This is a genomic window from Legionella dresdenensis, from assembly GCF_042649825.1.
GTDB classification, from domain to species: domain Bacteria; phylum Pseudomonadota; class Gammaproteobacteria; order Legionellales; family Legionellaceae; genus Legionella_C; species Legionella_C dresdenensis.
In genome coordinates, this window is record NZ_JBHSAB010000031.1 from 52,339 (window position 1) to 72,538 (window position 20,200).

Sequence of the window (20,200 nt, forward strand, 5' to 3'; positions counted from 1 at the left end):
CAGTGAAACGTAATTCGGGATGATTCAAATAGCATTATAACGATAGATTTTCCTGGGCCTTGTTACAAAGTATGTGTAATTCACGAATAAAATCGCTGACAGTACGGACTTGCTTGTTGTTTACCAGAATATCTGCCTTCCCTGCCTTGATAAACTCGCGCAACTGCTTACCCAGATCCCCATTTCGGAACGTTGATAAATGTGCTAATAAATCAACTTGCTCATTGTCCAAAGCACTTTTTAACGTAATAATCGCCTGCTGTTTCTGGGTAAAACTTTTTTGAAAAATTCCCAAAAAACTACCAAAATAATATTCTTTAGTCTGATTCTTACTGTTTGTAACACTCTTTCGCCTATCAGTGTATTGCTCAAGAAGGTTAATTATATCTTTTTTAGCCTTAATTTCAGCCTCTTCGGCATAGCTCGCTTTCGAAGGGGTTACGGAAGGTTGTTGCGGTAAGGCATTTTCCACAGGTTCAGGTTCTGTTTTTGGCGGGGCTGATTCTACAACCGGCGCAGATGCTGGAATTTCAGGTTTAGGTTCCGCTCTTGGCTGAGCTGATTCTGCAACCGGTGCAGATGCTGGAATTTCAGGCTTAGGTTCCGCTTTTGGCTGAGCTGACCCTGCAGGTTTAGTCATAACTTCTTTTTCAACTTCCTGATTAATAGCAAATACTATTTCCTTCAACTGTTGAGCGATGAGCATCCTGTTATTATATTCTCTTACCTTATTTAAAAGATATTTGATATCTGCCGGTTGAATAGAAGATTCTGTATTATCCGTGACAGGTTTTTGTACAAGCCGGGCAAACATTAATACTTTATTAATATCAAAAACACCAAGTAAGTCTGTTTTTATTGCATTTTTTACTTGTTCATCATTTATTTGCAAATTTTTTAGCGTTTCATCAATTTTTTCTGAACCCACCGCCCATAAATTCTCTTTGACGATGGCGGATATTAAGTCCATCAGGCCGTGTTTACCCGCAATTTCGTCAAAAAGTAGTGTATTTTGCTCGTCAATCACTTGCAAAATCTCATTGAATTTTTGTTGCGGAAGCGCTCGAAGAAATTTATTAATAAAAGAACTGTTCGTTTTTAAAGAATCAATCTCAAACCAATTGCCGCCTAATCTTTTCGGATTGATTACATCAAATAAACATTCATAAACCTCAGCATGGCTCGGATTATTCGTTATTTTATGCTTTATTTTATCTGCTAACAGACTATAAAAAACAGCTGTATTGGGAAAATTTGTTGCTTTAACTCCTAAAGCACTTCGCCATTGTAATCGGAATAAACCATCATTCCACATCCACAATGCCCAGTCGTCTTTTTCCAGACTGGTTAGTAATTTATCAATAAAAATGTCAAAATTATAGCGATGATTCTCAATTGTCCAGATAATCGATGGATAAGGCGTTTTATATTTTTCATCAGTTCCTATAGCAGTAACGTCAAAATATTTAATAAAATATTCGGTTAGATATTGGGGATTTTCATGTAGGCGCGCAGCCAATTTATCAAGAGAAGTTCTGATTGTTTTACTAATAACTATATTTGCGCCGGCATGCTTTTTAGTTAAATCCAATAATTCATTGCCAGATGCCATACAATCCAGTCGAATCAATCCGGGTATTTGTTCCATACGCGAATTTAATTCGACACCAATTAATACTAATCCAATAGTGACTACACCGGTTACAACATCAATTTTAATATCAAATTTTGCCGCGTGATTCCGTAGCGGCATATTGTAACTATAAGTTAAATCAGGAAAATTAAATTCTGATTGTAATAGTGTAGCTTTTGATGTTTTTCCTTCTCGGTTCAGCCAATACATATTATCCAGACTATTGACTACTTGTTGTATATGCTCAGGCAAGCGCTCTGTCTTAATCAGATAAGGATTTGTTTCAGTCTCAATGCACGCCAGACATTCCTGGTGAAAAAATGTAAAAAAATCCTCTAGCGTTAATCGCATATCAATAAATGCCCGTTTAAACGAGCCTGCGGTATTAATGATTGCTGCATCAACTGAAAACTCTCCGCTTGATAAAAGCTGATCTTCGCCAAAGTTATTTTGCTTTAATAAGGTATCAAACTTAAGACTGATAGCATTTATCCTTTCCCACGGCGTTTTTGGTTCATTGTCAGTTAAAATAACATCCGTATTGCGAAGTTTCTGAAATGTGGCTTGATCGATATCACAACGTACTAATGTTTCCATACTGATTTTGTAGATTTTAAGCATTTCAGTAAAGCGGTCAATTTTATCACTGACCGGTAAAGCGCTATTGGCTTTCAGGGCTTTAATCGAATTATCCAACAACTCAATATATTTAAACTTTAACTGGCTGATAAGGTATTGTTCATGCCCTGTTTTTTTGAGTTTTAATACACTGACACCCAGTTGTTTAAGCTCATTCAAACGCTGTATAAACATATCATGGCTTAACCCTTTTTCGCCCCATAGGGATATTTGATTTTCAAAATCATTAATGGCAGAATAGTGCGTTGCCAATTGTGTACTTTTAAACTCGACAAATGAACTAAGCTGGTTTATTAATTCGTTATAATCAACTGGACTATCCGCTGTAATGGCTGGCAACACGATTAAACAAGCTGCCGCTTCAAGCAGCTTCTCCTCCTGAAGCCTAAGTAAAAATTGCAATAACTCATCCGCTGTAGTTAATCCCTGTTTTACTATGTTAAAACAGAAAGTACTCCAGGCTGTCTTGTCATTAGCATTCAAAAAATAAATATTAAACGGGATGAGTGTGACGAGCATCACTTTTTGAGCAGCTGTTAATTGCTGATAATTTTGACCAAAAAGCCTCTGACACTGTTTGGCGATAGATTCCTGCAATTTTCGCTCTTCCAGCAAGGCATGTAATGAATAACCGAAATCTTCTGGACGTCCTTTTCCAAATATTAAACCTTCAATCTTTTTTGCTAAATCCAGTAAGTATTCTGCCTGCTCTTGCCCAGGTTCAGCATGGCGTGCTTCGTAATAATCCGCAGCAACCAGGACAAGGTTTTGAAAAGCTCGATGACTGGATTGGGTATCAAGCTTTTTATTTATCTGAAAAGCATAACGTAATAATTGCGCGATTGCACGGCCTGCCTGCACATTATTGGCTTCCGATAAATTAGTCAATACCGTTTGGCATGCTATTCGCGCTTCATTCGTAGTAGTTTTTCTGCTGTGATCGTTACCCATTAAAGCATAAAAATGAGCTAATAATTCGTTTACTGCAGGCTCTGCTATCGCTATCTCTGGATTTCGCACACGCACTATCAACTCAGCTAATGGCGTTCTTTTATCGGTTAATACTGTTAAGTCAACCGAAACGTGTGGATTTATACCAATCGGCAACGGAGTGGAGTTGGAATCCAGAGATGAAGCGATAAGGCCGGGCTGAATCCATTCATTTCGGTCAAGCACAATTTTTTCCAGTTTAGAGGCTAGTAAAAAACCATTTCGTTGACGGTCAAAATAAAGTGGGTTAGCTTCAGCGACAGTATCAAGCGCTTTAGAAAGCTCAGCGGTATTGCTTATTTGTATTAAAGGAAGCCCTGCCCCATTAATTATTGCTGCCTCATGGGAAATATCTGCCAGTAATTGTTCAACTACCACTACTTTAACGCGATTATCTCTGGCCAGCTCGATACATTGTTTTAACGCATCATTATTCATTTTTTTTATAATGAAAACATCATCGGCTTTAGTGACTTCCCTGACATGTGCAAGCGGCAAGGCATTACCTGGCGGAACAATAGAATGTCCCGCCAGCCAGGCTTGTTTTTCCTTGCCCTGCTCTATCAAGTTCGGATGTAATGCAGAAGGTTGCGCCAGATTTGGCGCATTAACGATAGGCCTTGCCTGAACAATATAAATCGCATCATGCTCAGGAACATAGACAAATTCAATATCCATTGGCATGCCATAATGGCGGTTTATCTTATCTGCACATTTTGCTAAACGCTCAACGACTGCAGGGGGTATACTTGGTGCTTTAGCAAGACTATGCGAATTAGGAATAGTCTTCAGCCCCGCATTGCCATCCGTCTGTGGTACCATACGAACAGGTTTGTTAACAATATCAGCAATTACAACATGATTTTTGGTATACCAATAACTATCAACAGCTCCTTTACTATTAACTATCAATTCGCCATGACCCGGCGCTATCTGAATAAAAGTGCCGCTATTATTAGAATACGCCACGCCTGATTTGACAATCTTGTCATCAGTAATATCAGATTCTGAACCAATCATAGTCTGGATTAAAATGGGAATAAACGGTGGTGTACTAATATCATCATGAGCCAGTTGTCGCTGTAGTAGCGACTTTTCGCCAAGATAAGAACAAAGCACTTCAGCAATAGCATTAGAGACTGAATTGATATCTGGAACAACATTAGCAACACTTTCATTGCCGCCGGCATTAGCTATTTCTTTACTATCTTCTTTGCCTGTACTCCTAACCATTAAGCGTGCACCTTTTGGCAGAGCTAACTCTTGAATCGGATGCGTTGAAAGGCAAGCTCTAATATCGCTTGATAAGATTTTTAACAGTTCTTTTGTTTGATCATTCAGAACCTCTGGTTTTGACATGGCATCTGCAATTGCTTGCCAACGTACCTCAATATCAAGGCCAAATCTTTTCAGGTGCGAGCAGATGTCATCATGTGCCAAACCAATGAAATCAGGCACATATAATTTTTCTTCGCCTTTTAAAAGATCTTGTAAAATAGAAAGGTTTTTTGTTTTATTGCCGTGTTTACCAGATTCATAGATCGATGTATTACTCATTATTTATTGCCTGCCAGATTAAACAAATAAACACCTAATGATTAATATTATACCATATAGCAACATATACATACATATTGCTTTATGTAGAAATTCAGCAAGCTCTTTGCAGGTTGCATGGCTAACCCAATACAGAGTGATAACATTGATTCGGATTACCTTGTTCACACAATACAGGGCCGGCATGAACCCCTTGTTGAAGAATAAGACTTCTGTCGGCAGTTAATATCAGGATCCCTTTCGAAGATTACCTAAGTCACATCATAAAAGCCATTTGCCGCAAGAAAGTAGCATATACTTATAATTGTACTTTATTTGAAAATCGTGGAATTGCAATGACAAAATTTAAAAACCTGTCTGGCCAGAATCTGCAAAAAAGGATCCAGAGCGACAATATTGACTGCAATCCAATCTCAGGCGGTATGTTTTACAAAATAATTCCTGTTAAAGATAAAAAAATGACTTTAAAAAGCCATTATAAAAATCAAACAAGTGATTTGTTTTTAGATGGTGTTAATAAGCTAAAAAATCAACATGGGAATCAAGTAGTTAATGCTCTAAATAAATTAAAAACAAACGCCATAATAGGGCGCGCGCCAGAGTCGTCTGCAGGTGCTGCATTAAAATTTCATGTTAACATTAATAGTATTGCTAATCTGGACGAAAAAGTATTATGGGGTTTAGTAGAGCTATTAAATAAGAAAGCTAAAGCCGATAATAATATGAATTTTGACTATAAAATTATTAATCCGGCAGAGCATGGCAATGAGCGTTTTAAAGACACTGATCAGCTGACTATTTATTTTGATGCCTATTCATCGGTCTCTGATATGCTTGCATTATCAGAAGATATCAACAACTATTTACAGGCTAATTTATCTGAAAATAAAAACCCTTTAGGGCCCAAAGATAGCTTTGGCTTTAATTCGTTTGTTTCAGTGCGGTTTGATACCAGCAGAGCTACAACCAGTTACGCAGTTTTTCCGTTTTTTGATAAAGAGCTAGCTAAATTTTTTGAAAAATATCAAACTGAACCGCAGGTTTTAAGTGATTTACCGGCATGTGCTTTTGAAGCGGTATTTAATAACGTCATTTTTTCTAAACAAATTACTGATTTAAATTATCAAAACGGTGAGACATTAAGTCCTGAAGACAGTGCTATAGTACAAAATGAATTCGTTAAAATGCTGAAAAATCCTTATGATTACATTGCAAACTCATACAATGTTTGTCAGAAAGCCGATAATTTATTCAATTCAATACAAGACTTTAGTTATGATTTTAGTCGGCTCACTAATACTCTGGCAGTTGAACAGCATTTGGAAAAAGAATTACAACGCCTGAATTCTTTAAATTTACCAAAGGAAGCTGTTGAAGCAAAGAAAGATGAAATGAAGCTGGCTGCGGAAGCACGTTGTAATACAATAAACGTAAATGCAGGTAAGTCTCTGGATAGCCAAGTAAAATTTGAGCAGTTATTGCAGGAAATTGCAATGAGCGCAAAAACTTTAGAAAAATCAGATCATAAGGCCGCAAAAGATGCTGGTAATTTTTACAAATCGGTTGTTATTAAGTACCAGGAGTATAAAAAAACAGGCGATTTAACAGAGTTTAAAAATTTTTGCCAACAACGTATTATGTATTATGATAATTCTGCAAATTCTAATTTAGCAGAAAAGTCCTCCTGGAAAGAGTTTTTGTTAAAATTCCTCCCTTTCTTAAATCGTCTTAGTCACTTTTCACCTAAAGAACACAAACAATCCGCCACGGCCGAAAATAAATCAGCACCCATTGCAGCCATAAATAAATTTAAACAAGCGCTTTCAGAGTTAAAAGAAGAAAGTTGTCCATCTGCAGATATAAAAGAATCAGTTGAGGCTTCCACTGTGCTTAAACGGTAAGTAAAGCATCCTTCGCTCATCTTATTGGTTGGCCAATTTTTATCTGCTAGCGGCAGCAGCTGCGGGGAATCAGGATTTCACCAGATCTCGTTATTTGCATCCTGTTCTTCAGACAATAAAAGAAGCCATTTCAATAAATATTGAGTCAATTAACGGATATGAACCGGATTCGTTATGGGAAGCAGCTAGCAGCAAATGTTCAATTTTATAAATTGAGATATAATCAGGCAACGCTCCTGAAGTTTTTTAAATGATTTTTCCTTGTTTTATGGATAGCGTAATTGCCTATTAAAGTTTATTATTTAGCCATTAAAAAGCCAAATAAATCCAGTTGGAGATGTATCAATGGCTCTTTTTTATAACACCCCTGGCGGAACATATTCTTTTTATCCCGATAAGAAACCTAAAGCTTATACCTTTCCGACGGATGCATATATTGAAATAAATAAGGTCAGAATAAGCTTAAGTGGTATTAAAGTTAATGTTCATGATATCGGGTATGATAGTGAAAGCATTAGTGCATTTAGCAAATCAGCTGCATTAGTGCATTCTCGTAATCCAGGCGTGATCAATACCCCGTTATACATTAATGATAGCAATATTAGTGATGGTGTTCCTTCACGCCAGGACTTGGCACGGTTTCATGTTCCTTTTATAAGCCCGGATGAGTTCGAAGTTCTAGTCAGGCGGCTGCATGGTCTTTCTTTTCATTCAACTAATCCTGATGCCAAGCGATTTTTTCAATTAAAAAGGGATTTTGCAGTCATTGAAAATGCTTATAAGAATCAGTATAAAGAGAAAATTAAGAAACAGTTAAGTCAATTATCTACGTATCCTAAACACCTGTCTATCATCTATGATGACAGGCGGCTTCAGCATGCAACCCATATTATATTAACTTATCATTCTACCACAGAATGTAGCCTGCAAATTGACAGCACAATCTCCTTTCTGTTTGTAATGTATGGACCTAATGTTTATAGGTTTTTGGCAGAAGGTCATTCTATTAATTATGATACGTGTATTGAAAAGATTAATCCGTTACACCCAAACGTAATTGATGTTTATTGCTCAAGTGCTGATACTAAACCCGCTATTTCATTTGAATTCTCAGCGCCAATCGATGAGATGATATTTAACTGCTGTTATGCAAGAATGGTCAAAGTGTTATGCTTACTCGACATTCCCTTAAAAAAAGTTGTGCTGCATCATACGCCGTATAATAATAAATTTACCTTGCACTGCGTGCCTTTTGCTATACAGAATAAAATCGATTTTGTATTAGGTGAAAGCCATGCTATTGCAGAAAGCGTATTTGAGTCAGGGTTGCGTATTCGAGCGGAACAGGCGGTATTATCTTATTTAACAGGTGGTTTTGAGGCTATTCCTCATTATGATGCGGTCACAGCGGCAGATTTCAAAGTAACGTATTCGCCCGAGAAATGGTATAGCAATTTTGATGAAGTATGTAGCGCACTTAGAAAAGCGATTGCTGAGCTCTCTTATCAAGAGTTAGAAAGCCTATACCTTTCAACAGAGGTTAATGATGCCTGTGAAATTGCAAACTCTATAAAAAAATATATAAAACAGGTATTACTTTCGAAGGCTGCCACAGATGAATCTTTTATCCCAATTCCCGTTAACGAAAATAACAGGGAAGAAGCCGAGCGGCTTGATTTCATCCATGCTCCAGCTATTCTATACAGTCAATCAACAGCAACTTTATTTGCATCAAAAAAACTTGTGAAAGCAGAAGAACAAAGCAAACATCACACCAATATCCTTTGGTAATATCAAAAACACTGTGAGCAGTCTTAACTCAACCAAAGCGGAATTTTTGCTTTGTAAGTTTTAATATAGCCTTAATGAAATTGGTATAGAATATTTTACATGCGTTAATGATAATTGGAAATTATTATGAAAAATGTTAATAAAACCAGGCGTATATTGCCTGCAAGCTTCTTTGCTACCCCTCATACCAAGGAAGTCAAGCCTAAATTAAAATTAAAAGGCAAGACTCTAAGAGAAATACATACTCATATTATTAAAGAAAACTGTTATAGTTCTGCGGCTAAACGACTTGATGTTCATCATTCTGCATTTGCTCGTTTTCTAGCCAGTCTCCCTATCCCTGCTATCCCTGACGCAATACCGAAACTGACTGGAATATCCATCTTTAAATGGCTTAAATCATTAACAGTAGCTGAAGCGGAAGCAATATGGAAAGAGGCTTATGATAAACCATTGACTCATGAACCGTTGGATCCGGAAAAAATAACGCCCGAAATGATTTATCTTGCCGTTCAAGAAACTAAAGGCATATCCACTGCAGCAGCAAACGCCGGGATAAGACTAAAGAACATAAGGAATATATGGTTTCAACTTTTTGATGAGGATAGCGAATTACGCACCTTTGAAGGCTGGAAACAATTGAGTCAAGAAGAAGTGTTGTTTATTTTTAATAAAAATTACACCGAACCTGTAACCAGCCTGGGTTATAAAAAAACAGGCGAGGAACAAAAGCGGGCACGCGAAGAGATTAAAAAAACAGATAGCGCTATTCGAAAAAGTACTGCCGCTCTGCCGTACCAGAACAGCATTTTTAATTTTGTTATTTCCAAGGATAAAGAAAAGCTCCCGATTACACCTATAACCGATGCCCAGCAGAAAACACCAGCTTTATAGCGTAGCCTGGATAACCTTGATGCTTGCAGCATCAAGGATGCTGGAGCCTGGTCAATAGTCATTGTATCAGCGTTTAGTTCTAAAATACCTTGTACTTTATCTTCAATATTATCTATGACTTTCCATATAACTAAGTGCAGCATCAGCTAAAAAAGAAGAGCGATTTTTTATAGAATGATTTTTAGCATACAGATCAATAAGAGTTAAAACACGTTCTGGCATAGTGATATTTACACGTTTTGCTTTTCCTGATATTCGACTTAAGTCAATGTCAACAAATGCCCAGACACCACCTCGAAAATCATCATTATTTATCCAGTGATCGATTGCAGTTCCTACAGGAATTGATTCATTATCCATTAAAAAACCTTCCAAATGGCATTCAATAGCTTCAATAATGTTTGTCAATGCCTCATCATAAGTACTACCAGCAGAATAGCATCCAGGAATATCAGGGACACTTACTCCGAAATCACTATGCTTGTCTTTATGTATTACTACAGGATATCTCTCTGGTAAGCCCTTTCTTAAAGGCTTTTTGCAAACCCTCAGATGCCAGGGATGGCATCTGGGAGCGTCAGGATGACTTCATGCGTGTTTGCAAAAAGCCTTTAAAAGAAAGGGCTTACCCGCACTGAACTTGCAAGGCATAAGTGTCTGAACGCGCGATAGATACCTTGATTACGCTCCGCTACATCAAGGCTACTCTCTATTTATGCAACAAAGCCTTGTGTGCGGGGGAGAGGAAACACTATAGGGAAATCAGCTATCTGGGTTAAACGGTCAATTCTATCTTCTCTTGGCAACTGCTAACAGCCTGTAACAGCGCTTCATTTTTGATTTTACCCTGCTTGTCCATCCATCCAAGATTAATACACGCTTGCCGGCTGCGATTATTATCTGACTGGGCATGCTGAATGATCTCAGCTAACGACCATTCCGGTTTAATACCTTTGTTTCTATAGACGCCAAAAAAACCTGCCTTATCCGCAGTAAAAAGCGCATCATATTCGTTCAGGAAAAGTTGCCGATAATCTTCAGTGTTAGCATGGTGATTGCATACATGATTCATTGCATTAACTAACCGGCTTTGCGGCTGAAATTTTCCAAACCAACGCAAAGCCCCAGTTGTCTTATGATCTATCTGAATAAGCTTACGTTTTGAATAAACATCTTTTTTTAATTCTGTAAGCGCGAAGTTAAAGCCATGCTCAACCGCATTCTGTCCTACTTGTTCCAGCAGCCTGTTAATATCCTGCACCTGAGAAATTCTCTTTGCTCCAGTTGCCTTATATTGCACCGGTAACATTAACAGACTCTTTATCCAGGAGCTGAGCTCGGCCATTTGTTGTTCTGCCGTCTGTAATTGGTGCAGAGCGCTTACCGGCTCAGCTTGCTTATAAGCCGCTTCTATTTCCAGCCTGATACGTTTAATAAGCGCTTTATATACCGGATGGGAGCTATCTGTTGTCTGATTCTGATACGTTTGTCTGTAATTTTCAATGGCCTGCAGTGATTGCCACTGCTCTTGTAATTGCTGATAATAAACATCATCAAAAGAAATATATAACTGGCTTACTTTTTCTTTCAGCTCGTTATATCTGAGGTTATTACTGTCAGTAATAGTATTGATAAATTGATCAACTTTTTTTAACTGATTATATTGCTCTGCTAGCCTGGCGCATTCTTCCTGCTTTGATTCAGCATAAAAGCTGGCATGAGCAAAAGCTTTTAATTGCTGCACTGCTTTTTTCCGCTCCACACCACCCTGGTTAATTAGTGTAAGCTCAATTTCATCAGCTAATTCATTAAGTTTGGCATAAGGAACTTTAGGCCGCGGCATATAAGATAAATTATTGATAATCTCCTGACGCTCATCAGTTGTCAGCAATACCCCAAAATGCTCGTTTAATTTGCTATCGATCACCGGTGACAGTTGATTTTTAAATTCATGTATCCACGGTACATTTTCATCCTGGTGCCAATTAGCCAGTAACTCTGCTTGTTGTTGCTGCGACAGCTTTAATACTTCCATTCCCGTGAGCGAAACTGCCATACTATTTGCTGCAGGCATCACTGCCTCTGCACCTGTTGTAATAACAACATCGACATGAGCTTTATTTAACGCTTCTAACAGTTTATGAATAATGCCGCCAGAACAAATGAATTGTCGCGCTGCTTCAACAAACTTCTCAACCAATGCTGCTTTTTTAGTAGTAATCAGATGCTCTGGCGCAACTTTCAAGTCTGGATCAAAGAGCTGACGAATATCATCAGGAAAGCAATCTGCACTATTATCGGTTACGCCGCGCCAGACAAGAGCGAAAATTTTGCCCATTGTGAGGCCTGTGTAAACATGAGTAATCTCACGACTGGCTTTAATCAATGTCAGAAAATTTGCGGCCAGAACCTGTTTATCTTGAAAAGTTAAATTTTCATCGATAATCAATTGATTGTAATCAAACTCGTTAATTAACTGCTCAATTTCTTCAAACGCTGCAGCCTCTTCGTCATCTTTAAGCAGGTAACGCTTGTCCAGGGCCATCAGGCTGCCGGTTGCAGTCAAGGTCACAGAGCGGTCATGTGTATTCTGATTGTCGTTGATAAAAGCAACCGCTTGTTGTGGATGACGCTGTTCGAAGATTCGTTGTAGCCTGACATCAAGTCTATCTCTAAGCTCGCGATACATATTATCAATTTCTGCCCGGAGTGCCTCCAATTGCTCTTGCAAAAAAGGCACTGTAATTTGTACATTGAGTTGTCTTAGTTGTCTTAGTTGTTCATCGGTTAAAATAGGCATGGGATAGGATGTTAACAAAAAAGAATGTTCTTAATTTTACCCTATTGACGATTAAAAGAACATATAATTTATCCTTAATGAGTAAAAATTAATGTCGATGTGATTGATTTATGGCTGAAAGGGTAAATTATTTTTAAGGAGTGTTGGGCTTTACAGCCCATAGACGTCAAGCTAAGGAATTAAATTTCTATATTTCACAATATCGTTCGGGCTGAGGAAGCGCTTTAGCGCTGTCTCGAAGCCTGTGGTACAGTGCCACGCCTTCGAGACAAATGCTCCGCATTTTCCTCAGGCCGAACGAATATGGACTGTAAAACACATAGCAGTCAGTTAAGGAATTTTGTACATTTACTATTCTAATTTCCTATGTACCTGGCTTAACTTGACGGCCATGGGCTTTACAGCCCAACCGTGTGTTTTTCTGAAAACTTATTTTTCGTCAGCGTAAGGCAATATAATAACCGTTGTGCCTCTGGTCATAAATTCCTCATTCAACCATTTGGCAGCACTGGGTAATACCCGCACACAGCCATGGCTGGTATTAGCCTCCGGAACTTCATAAGCAGCATGAATAGTATATCCTTGATAAAAATACATACAGTACGGCATTTTAGCCCCACCATAGGTTTCAACCGGATATTCACCTGAACGGCAATCAGCGCCCCGCTTATTATAGACTTTAAAGGTACCGGTAACCGTACGGCATGGCTGCCCGACATCCTCACAGAAATCCATACCACCGGACGCACTACCGGTCATTACCCGCTGGCCATCAACATCGTAGGCTGCCCAGGCATACGCTTTGGGATCAAATACAAACTGTTTTTTTCCAGTAGGAGTAACCTGCATTGGAAAATAATCTCGCCCTCTTTTGTCCTTCAGGAAATGAATTGTGTGATGAACGTAACCATTATCATCAACAACAATAGTTGAAGGATCATCACTGACGCAACCAGTCAGGCCAAGGCAAAGCAACAGGCTTGCCAAAACGATTTTTTTCATTAAATTTTCCTCTAAATACAACTTCAACCGGCATACCAGTTTTATGAGCCAATTTTATACTAAATTAAGCACTTAAACGACGATACTTAATACGTGACGGCTTATTCGCATCATCACCCAGCCGGCGTTTGCGATCCGCTTCATAATCAGTGTAATTACCCTCAATGAATGCGACCTGTGAATCGCCTTCAAAAGCCATCAGATGGGTACAGATTCTATCCAGGAACCAGCGATCATGCGATACCACGATCACACAGCCCGGGAAGTTCAGTATCGCTTCTTCCAGTGAACGCAAGGTTTCAACGTCAAGATCGTTACTTGGTTCGTCAAGCAACAGAACATTGGCGCCACGCTTTAACAACTTGGCCAGATGCACACGGTTGCGCTCCCCGCCGGAAAGCTGCGACATCCTTTTCTGTTGATCAGCGCCTTTAAAATTAAAACGGCCGACATAAGCCCGTGAAGGGATTTGGAAAGAACCAACTTGCATAATATCATGGCCGTCAGAAATTTCTTCCCATACCGTTTTGTTATCATCAAGATGATCACGCATCTGATCGACAAAGGCCAGATCCACTGTTTCGCCAATTCTTATTTCCCCAGAGTCCGGTTGCTCCATCTGAGTAATCATTTTTAAGAATGTTGATTTTCCTGCGCCATTCGGGCCGATGATCCCCAAAATTCCCCCTTTGGGCAATTGAAAATTAAGCTTTTCTATCAACAGGCGATCGCCAAAGGATTTACGGATATCAATGCCCTCAATGACCAGATCCCCCAGACGCTCGCCTGGCGGTATATAAAGCTCATTGGTTTCATTGCGTTTTTGAAACTCTTTTGAATTCATTTCTTCAAAGCGTGCCAGACGTGCCTTGTTCTTGGCATGACGGCCTTTTGGTGAAGTTCTGACCCACTCCAGTTCAGCTTTGATAGCACGGTCATGCGCAGCTTGTTGCTTTTCTTCCATTGCCAGACGCGCTTCTTTTTGTTCCAGCCAGGAAGTGTAATTGCCTTTATAAGGAATACCTTCACCGCGATCAAGCTCCAGAATCCACTCAGCGGCATTATCAAGAAAATAACGATCGTGGGTAATTGCCACTACGGTACCCGGGAAATCTTCCAGGTAGCGCTCAAGCCAGGCGACGCTCTCAGCATCAAGATGGTTGGTTGGTTCGTCAAGCAGCAACATATCTGGACTTGATAACAATAGACGACATAAAGCAACCCGCCGGCGCTCACCGCCCGACAGCTGACTGATTTTAGCATCCCACTCAGGTAACCGCAGCGCGTCAGCCGCTATTTCCAGCTTGCGATCAAGCTCCCAACCGCCGCAGGCTTCGATCTCATTCTGTAAATTACCCTGTTTTTCAAGCAGCGCGTTCATTTCATCATCGCTCATAGGCTCTGCAAAACGCATACTGATTTCATCAAAATCTTTCAGCTTTTGCTTGATTTCAGCAACCCCTTCCTCGACTGATTCCTTGACGGTCTTTTGCATATCAAGCTCAGGTTCCTGCGCCAGATAACCAATTTTGATTCCCGGTTGCGGACGGGCTTCGCCATCATATTGCTGGTCTTCGCCTGCCATAATACGCAATAGTGTTGATTTTCCTGAACCATTTAAACCAAGCACGCCAATTTTGGCGCCCGGGAAAAAACTTAATGAAATATCTTTAAGAATTACGCGCTGGTTTTCCACCACTTTACTTACGCGATTCATTGTATAAATATATTGTGCCATTAAAACTCCGCCTTAAATTTCTATTGCTATCCTGATTACGACCAATCAAGAATAATTTTTCCCGATTGGCCGGATGCCATAATTTCAAATGCTTCCTGATAGTTTTCAACCGGGAATTCATGCGTGATAACTGGTGCGATATTCAATCCGCTTTGCAGCATGGCGATCATTTTATACCAGGTTTCAAACATTTCACGGCCATAAATTCCCTTAAGAACCAATCCTTTAAAAATGACCTGATTCCAGTCAATTGCCGTGTCATTAGGCGGAATACCCAACAACGCAACATGGCCGCCGTGATTCATTGCTTTTAACATGTCGTTGAATGCAGCCGGGCTGCCTGACATCTCAAGGCCAATATCAAATCCTTCCTGCATCCCGAGTTCATTCATCACCTCCCGAATGGACTGATGCTTGACGTTCACTGCTCTGGTCGCTCCCATTTTACGGGCCAATTCGAGCCGGTTTTCGTTAATATCGGTAATCACCACATGGCGGGCGCCGACATGACGGGAAATGGCAACAGCCATAATGCCAATAGGACCGGCACCGGTAATCAGTACGTCTTCGCCCACCATATCAAAAGCCAGTGCGCAATGAGTCGCATTACCAAAGGGATCAAGAATAGAGGCTTGCTCATCACTGACATTATCAGGTAAAGCCAGAATATTACTGGCCGGCATGGCAAGATATTCTGCAAAACAACCTGGACGGTTTACGCCGACCCCTAATGTATTGCGGCATAAATGACGCTTGCCCGCACGGCAGTTCCGGCACATGCCGCAAGTGATATGGCCTTCGCCCGAAACGCGCTGCCCGACTTTCAGGCCAGTAACCTCACGGCCGATTTCAACAATTTCACCGCAAAACTCATGGCCAACCGTCATAGGAACAGGAATGGTTGCCTGAGCCCATTCATCCCAGTTATAAATATGGATATCCGTACCGCAGATTGCTGTTTTTTTAATTTTAATTAATACATCATTAACGCCATACTCAGGCACCGGAACATCCTGCATCCAGATCCCGGGTTCACGCTTCGCTTTGACTAACGACTTCATGGTAAACCTCATATACACAGAATTTATTTAATAACCGCCAGCTCACGGCCTACCTTGGCAAACGCAGCAATCGCCCTGTCAAGATGCTCAATTTCATGAGCGGCAGACATTTGGGTACGAATACGCGCTTTGCCTTTTGGAACAACCGGATAAGAAAAGCCGACCACATAAATCCCTTCTTCCAACAACATCGCAGCCATTTTACCTGCTAATGATGCGTCGCCGAGCATAACTGGAATAATCGGATGCTCTCCTGGTACCAGAGTAAACCCCAGTCTGGTCATCCCTTCCCGGAAATATTGGCTGTTTCGTTTCAGTTTATGTAACAGCTCCCGGTTTGATTGCAGCATATCAAGTACAGTGATTGATGTCTGGGCAATAACAGGCGCAAGCGTATTGGAAAACAGATAAGGCCGGGAACGCTGACGCAACCAGTCAACAATCACGGCGTTGGCCGCAGTATAACCGCCGGAAGCGCCGCCTAACGCCTTACCCAAGGTTCCGGTAATAATATCGATTCGGTCTGCAACACCGCAATACTCAGGCGTACCGCGCCCGGTATCGCCCATAAACCCAACCGCATGGGAATCATCAACCATAACCATTGCGTCATACCGCTCGGCCAGTTCACAGATGGCGGGCAAATTAGCAATGATTCCATCCATGGAAAATACGCCATCAGTCGCGATTAAGCGAAATCTGGCATTTTTTGCGGCAATTAATTGCGCCTCCAAATCTTTCATATCGTTATTGGCATAACGATAACGCGCAGCTTTACACAATCTGACGCCATCAATAATACTGGCATGATTCAGCGCATCACTGATAATTGCATCCTCTTCCGTCAGCAGCGTCTCAAACAAACCGGCATTGGCATCAAAACAGGAAGAGTAAAGGATAGTATCCTCCATCCTCAGAAATTCACTGATTTTCTGCTCGAGGCGTTTATGCGGCGTCTGGGTTCCACAGATAAAACGGACAGATGCCATACCATAACCATATGTTTCAAGCGCTGACTGACCTGCCTTAATCAAATCAGGATGATTGGCAAGACCAAGATAATTGTTTGCGCATAAATTAATAACTTCGTGTTGATTAACTGAAACAGCAGCTTGCTGCTGGCCGCCGATTATTCGCTCTGACTTGTATAAGCCTTCTTTTTTAAGCGTTTCAAGCTCAGTTTGCAAATGTTCAATAAACCGTTCAGGCACAATAATCTCCTTCAGACTCTCAACAGAAAACCTGCATGATAACAAATTCTAAACAGCGGTACTATGTCTAAGAGCGGTAAGTTGACTTTAAAAAAGGCTTGCATAGTGCGCCCGTTTTATGCACACTGAGAGTTGAAATAACAAAGTAAGGAGAGAATATGAATAATTTAAGCAATTTTTTCGCAACACAATATTCGAACCTAAAGCGGCACGATAGAAAAGAGTCAGGAGTAACTGATAACTATAGCTTTTTTGAAGAAATGCTTGCCGCCGATCCAACCGAGTTAAAATTCTTACGGAAAAACTTTTTTACCGCCTACCGTAGCTGGTCGGATTTTGGCAAAACATTGGTATTATCAGTAGGCTTGCCAGCCGGTTATGTTCTTTCAGTCATCGAGAATGGCCTGATGATTTTGCTAAAAGCAGCAGAAATTGTGGCTCATCTTCTCGAAGCGGCATGGCAGTTGATAACTTTTCGAGGGCGAGCTGCCGGCAATTCATTGCTTGATATCGGCTCAGATGTTGTCGACATCGGCAAACACGCACTGATCAGCGTGGGCAGAACTGCTATGGCTGCTCTGACTCTGGTAGCCGGCGTGCTTGAAATTTTCACCCGGATAGGAGCAAGTCTTGTGAGCCCTTGCTTACCCAACAGAACTCATGTGGACACCTTAATGGAAGAAATTTCTTCAAATCGCCCCCTGACCTAACAGCGTCTAAATCTCTTGCAGGCCGCAAAGAGCGCAACGTAATGCAGGGAATGAACTGTTTCAGACCTGCAATCCGCTGCGCTTCTTGCGAGCCGCGCTAATAAATAGATTGAGGATACCTCCCAGATCTTGCTAAAATATCCGCAACGTTTTACCCTAGCCTACTTCATTAATATAAAGTAGTTCTTTGCCCTGTAATAAAGGTGTAGTGTAATGACCACTCAACATGCGCTTGTTAACATGATTAAACAGCAGTTAAGAACCAATGATGTTCTTAACGAAGACATTTTAGATCTTTTCGAATCAATGCCAAGACAGAATTTTGTGCCTGCCGCCATGCAGAATTTTGCCTATTCTGATATGCAGATTCCATTGGCACACGGCCAGAGAATGCTGACGCCGGTTGAAGAAGGAAGACTTTTGCAGGGGCTGGCGTTGAAAGGAAATGAAACCGTCCTTGAGGTCGGCACCGGCACCGGTTATTTCACTGCCTTGTTAAGTAAAAAATGTAAAAAAGTAATCAGTGTCGATTACTTTGATGAGTTCACAAAGTCTGCCAGAGCCAGGCTGGAGCAACACGGCTGCACTAATGTGGAGTTGATAACAGGCGATGCCAGTCAGGGTTGGCTGGATAAAGCGCCTTATGATGCAGTTGTAATAACCGGCGCGGTTGAACACATTACTGAATCACACCGCCTGCAGGTTATGCCGGGCGGCAAACTTGCTGTAATAGTAGGTAAAGAGCCAATAATGCTGTGTAAATTATTGGAACAGGATCACAGCGGCAACTGGAGTGAATCGCTGCTGTTTGAGACTTGCGTGCCAGCATTAATCAACCGGCTAAAAACAAAAGAATTCGTTTTCTAGGATAGGTTTTAATGAAAAAAGCATTATGGGCATTAGTGTTAGCGGCAGGGTTTTCGCCCGTTGTCTCAGCGACCGATCTCATGGATATCTATGAACAAGCGCTGGAAAACGATCCCCTCTTCAAACAGGCTTACAGTACTTATATGTCAAGCACAGAGGCGATACCGCAAGCAAGATCCGCATTGTTCCCGCAATTAAATGTCAGTGCCCAGACTGCGCGTAATGTTCAGGATAGTGCCAGCGGTAATGTCTCCGCAGAAGGAACTTTTAACAGCCACCAATGGCAGATAAGCGCCAGTCAGGCTATTTTTAACTATCAGGCCTGGGCACAGGTCAAGCAGGCGAAAGCATCGGTGAAAGCAGCGCAAGCCACTTTTAACAGTGCTGCCCAGGATTTAATAAGACGCACGGCATCGGCCTATTTTGATGCACTACTGGCCAGAGACACGTTAAATTTTGCTGAAGCAAAAAAGCGGGCTAACAAACGGCAATATGATCAGGCCGAACAACGTTTCAAAGTTGGTCTGGATGCGATTACTTCGGTTTATGAAGCAAAAGCAGCTTATGATCAGTCTATTGCTCAGGTTATTGCCGCACAAAACAATCAGATGAACCAGAACGAAAATCTGCGTAAATTAACTAATCACGTTTATGAATACCTGGCGCCTTTACGCGACAGCCGAATTCCGTTAATTACTCCGGAACCCAACAATGTCAATGAGTGGATAGATACCGGTTTAAGGCAAAATTATAATCTGTATTCTGCCAAATATACTCTGGAATCGGCTCGGGAAAATATCAAGGTTAAGTCAGCCAGCGGCTGGCCTACTTTTGCAATCCAGGGCAATAGCTCCCAGCTTAAAAACTATCCCAAGGATCCTTCGCTTCTTATCCCCGGCAAACAAACTTCGTCAAATATTGCACTGGCGATGAATTTCCCGGTTCTGCAAGGCGGGCTGGTGCAATCGCAAACGAGACAGGCACAATATGATTTCCAGACAGCCAGCGATAAGCTGGAAAAAGTCTATCGTGATGTTGAAGTAGACAGCCGTATTGCATTTAATACGATTATTGACTTTCTCAGCAAAGTCAAAGCAGATCGCCAGACTATTATCTCGCAACAGAATTCACTTGAAAGTACGGAAGCGCAATTCCAGGTAGGAACCCGGACAATGGTTGATGTGGTAAATGCCCAGCAGCGCCTGTTTGAAGCGCAGGAGCAATTGGCCCGCGATCAATATAATTTGATCAAATCTTTTTTAACTTTAAAATATCTTGCCGGTACACTCAACGTTAATGATCTTGAAGAGGTAAATTCGTGGTTAGCAACAACGCGGATCAGCAGCTTCCCTCCTTCGGGACCTCAAAAACGTCGCCAGGCTTAATTTTTTTTACTCAGGTTGTAG

At 40.9% G+C, this 20,200-nt stretch carries 14 protein-coding genes; 7 read left to right on the forward strand and 7 right to left on the reverse strand.

Features of this window, described 5'->3' with window-relative positions:
- Positions 1-34 precede the first annotated feature (34 nt).
- Positions 35-4,819: a PEP/pyruvate-binding domain-containing protein gene (locus ACFORL_RS12540; protein WP_382344563.1), complete on the reverse strand. Its 4,785-nt coding sequence runs from the start codon at positions 4,817-4,819 to the stop codon at positions 35-37.
- Positions 4,820-5,154: 335 nt separating this feature from the next.
- On the opposite strand from ACFORL_RS12540, the gene ACFORL_RS12545 reads away from it, so the two are divergent.
- The 3 genes from ACFORL_RS12545 (at position 5,155) to ACFORL_RS12555 (ending at position 9,405) form a co-directional block, all read left to right on the forward strand.
- Entirely contained in the window at positions 5,155-6,720 is a 1,566-nt protein-coding gene (locus ACFORL_RS12545) for a hypothetical protein (RefSeq protein WP_382344564.1), read from the forward strand.
- A gap of 345 nt (positions 6,721-7,065) precedes the next feature.
- Entirely contained in the window at positions 7,066-8,511 is a 1,446-nt protein-coding gene (locus tag ACFORL_RS12550) for a hypothetical protein (RefSeq protein WP_382344565.1), read from the forward strand.
- Between the two features lie 126 nt (positions 8,512-8,637).
- Positions 8,638-9,405, forward strand: a complete 768-nt coding sequence (locus ACFORL_RS12555; protein WP_382344566.1) for a hypothetical protein — start codon at positions 8,638-8,640, stop codon at positions 9,403-9,405.
- 108 nt (positions 9,406-9,513) lie between these two features.
- On the opposite strand, the gene ACFORL_RS12560 is transcribed toward ACFORL_RS12555, so the two are convergent.
- The gene (locus ACFORL_RS12560) at positions 9,514-9,900 is read right to left on the reverse strand and encodes a type II toxin-antitoxin system HicB family antitoxin (protein ID WP_382344608.1); all 387 of its coding nucleotides are present in this window, start codon (positions 9,898-9,900) and stop codon (positions 9,514-9,516) included.
- Here ACFORL_RS12560 and ACFORL_RS12565 point away from each other — a divergent pair.
- Complete coding sequence (locus ACFORL_RS12565; RefSeq protein WP_382344568.1) at positions 9,813-10,043, forward strand: hypothetical protein; 231 nt, start codon at positions 9,813-9,815, stop codon at positions 10,041-10,043. The genes ACFORL_RS12560 and ACFORL_RS12565 overlap by 88 nt on opposite strands.
- Before the next feature lie 137 nt (positions 10,044-10,180).
- Here the strand turns inward: ACFORL_RS12565 and ACFORL_RS12570 are convergent, their stop codons facing one another.
- From ACFORL_RS12570 to ACFORL_RS12590, 5 genes are all read right to left on the reverse strand, one after another.
- A complete protein-coding gene (locus tag ACFORL_RS12570; RefSeq protein ID WP_382344569.1) occupies positions 10,181-12,205 on the reverse strand; it encodes a hypothetical protein in 2,025 nt (674 codons plus the stop codon).
- Positions 12,206-12,634: 429 nt separating this feature from the next.
- Positions 12,635-13,207, reverse strand: a complete 573-nt coding sequence (locus ACFORL_RS12575) for a L,D-transpeptidase (protein ID WP_382344571.1) — start codon at positions 13,205-13,207, stop codon at positions 12,635-12,637.
- 64 nt (positions 13,208-13,271) lie between these two features.
- Positions 13,272-14,945: an energy-dependent translational throttle protein EttA gene (gene ettA / locus ACFORL_RS12580; RefSeq protein ID WP_382344573.1), complete on the reverse strand. Its 1,674-nt coding sequence runs from the start codon at positions 14,943-14,945 to the stop codon at positions 13,272-13,274.
- Between the two features lie 35 nt (positions 14,946-14,980).
- Positions 14,981-16,006 carry an L-threonine 3-dehydrogenase gene (gene tdh, locus ACFORL_RS12585; RefSeq protein ID WP_382344574.1) on the reverse strand — a complete coding sequence of 342 codons (1,026 nt, stop codon included), beginning with the start codon at positions 16,004-16,006 and terminating at the stop codon, positions 14,981-14,983.
- A gap of 23 nt (positions 16,007-16,029) precedes the next feature.
- Positions 16,030-17,217 carry a glycine C-acetyltransferase gene (locus ACFORL_RS12590; protein WP_382344575.1) on the reverse strand — a complete coding sequence of 396 codons (1,188 nt, stop codon included), beginning with the start codon at positions 17,215-17,217 and terminating at the stop codon, positions 16,030-16,032.
- Positions 17,218-17,375: 158 nt separating this feature from the next.
- Between ACFORL_RS12590 and ACFORL_RS12595 the strand changes: the two genes are divergently transcribed.
- The 3 genes from ACFORL_RS12595 (at position 17,376) to ACFORL_RS12605 (ending at position 20,179) form a co-directional block, all read left to right on the forward strand.
- Complete coding sequence (locus ACFORL_RS12595) at positions 17,376-17,927, forward strand: hypothetical protein (protein ID WP_382344576.1); 552 nt, start codon at positions 17,376-17,378, stop codon at positions 17,925-17,927.
- 213 nt (positions 17,928-18,140) lie between these two features.
- The gene (locus tag ACFORL_RS12600) at positions 18,141-18,794 is read left to right on the forward strand and encodes a protein-L-isoaspartate O-methyltransferase family protein (RefSeq protein ID WP_382344577.1); all 654 of its coding nucleotides are present in this window, start codon (positions 18,141-18,143) and stop codon (positions 18,792-18,794) included.
- 11 nt (positions 18,795-18,805) lie between these two features.
- On the forward strand, positions 18,806-20,179 hold the full coding sequence (locus ACFORL_RS12605; RefSeq protein ID WP_382344578.1) for a TolC family outer membrane protein: 1,374 nt from the start codon (positions 18,806-18,808) through the stop codon (positions 20,177-20,179).
- Positions 20,180-20,200 lie beyond the last annotated feature (21 nt).

Coding starts and splice junctions, on each gene's coding strand:
- ACFORL_RS12545 (WP_382344564.1), top strand. CDS start 5,155: ATGACAAAATTTAAAAACCTGTCTGGCCAGAATCTGCAAAAAAGGATC.
- ACFORL_RS12540 (WP_382344563.1), bottom strand. CDS start 4,819: ATGAGTAATACATCGATCTATGAATCTGGTAAACACGGCAATAAAACA.
- ACFORL_RS12550 (WP_382344565.1), top strand. CDS start 7,066: ATGGCTCTTTTTTATAACACCCCTGGCGGAACATATTCTTTTTATCCC.
- ACFORL_RS12555 (WP_382344566.1), top strand. CDS start 8,638: ATGAAAAATGTTAATAAAACCAGGCGTATATTGCCTGCAAGCTTCTTT.
- ACFORL_RS12605 (WP_382344578.1), top strand. CDS start 18,806: ATGAAAAAAGCATTATGGGCATTAGTGTTAGCGGCAGGGTTTTCGCCC.
- ACFORL_RS12600 (WP_382344577.1), top strand. CDS start 18,141: ATGACCACTCAACATGCGCTTGTTAACATGATTAAACAGCAGTTAAGA.
- ACFORL_RS12595 (WP_382344576.1), top strand. CDS start 17,376: ATGAATAATTTAAGCAATTTTTTCGCAACACAATATTCGAACCTAAAG.
- ettA (WP_382344573.1), bottom strand. CDS start 14,945: ATGGCACAATATATTTATACAATGAATCGCGTAAGTAAAGTGGTGGAA.
- ACFORL_RS12575 (WP_382344571.1), bottom strand. CDS start 13,207: ATGAAAAAAATCGTTTTGGCAAGCCTGTTGCTTTGCCTTGGCCTGACT.
- tdh (WP_382344574.1), bottom strand. CDS start 16,006: ATGAAGTCGTTAGTCAAAGCGAAGCGTGAACCCGGGATCTGGATGCAG.
- ACFORL_RS12565 (WP_382344568.1), top strand. CDS start 9,813: ATGCCTCATCATAAGTACTACCAGCAGAATAGCATCCAGGAATATCAG.
- ACFORL_RS12570 (WP_382344569.1), bottom strand. CDS start 12,205: ATGCCTATTTTAACCGATGAACAACTAAGACAACTAAGACAACTCAAT.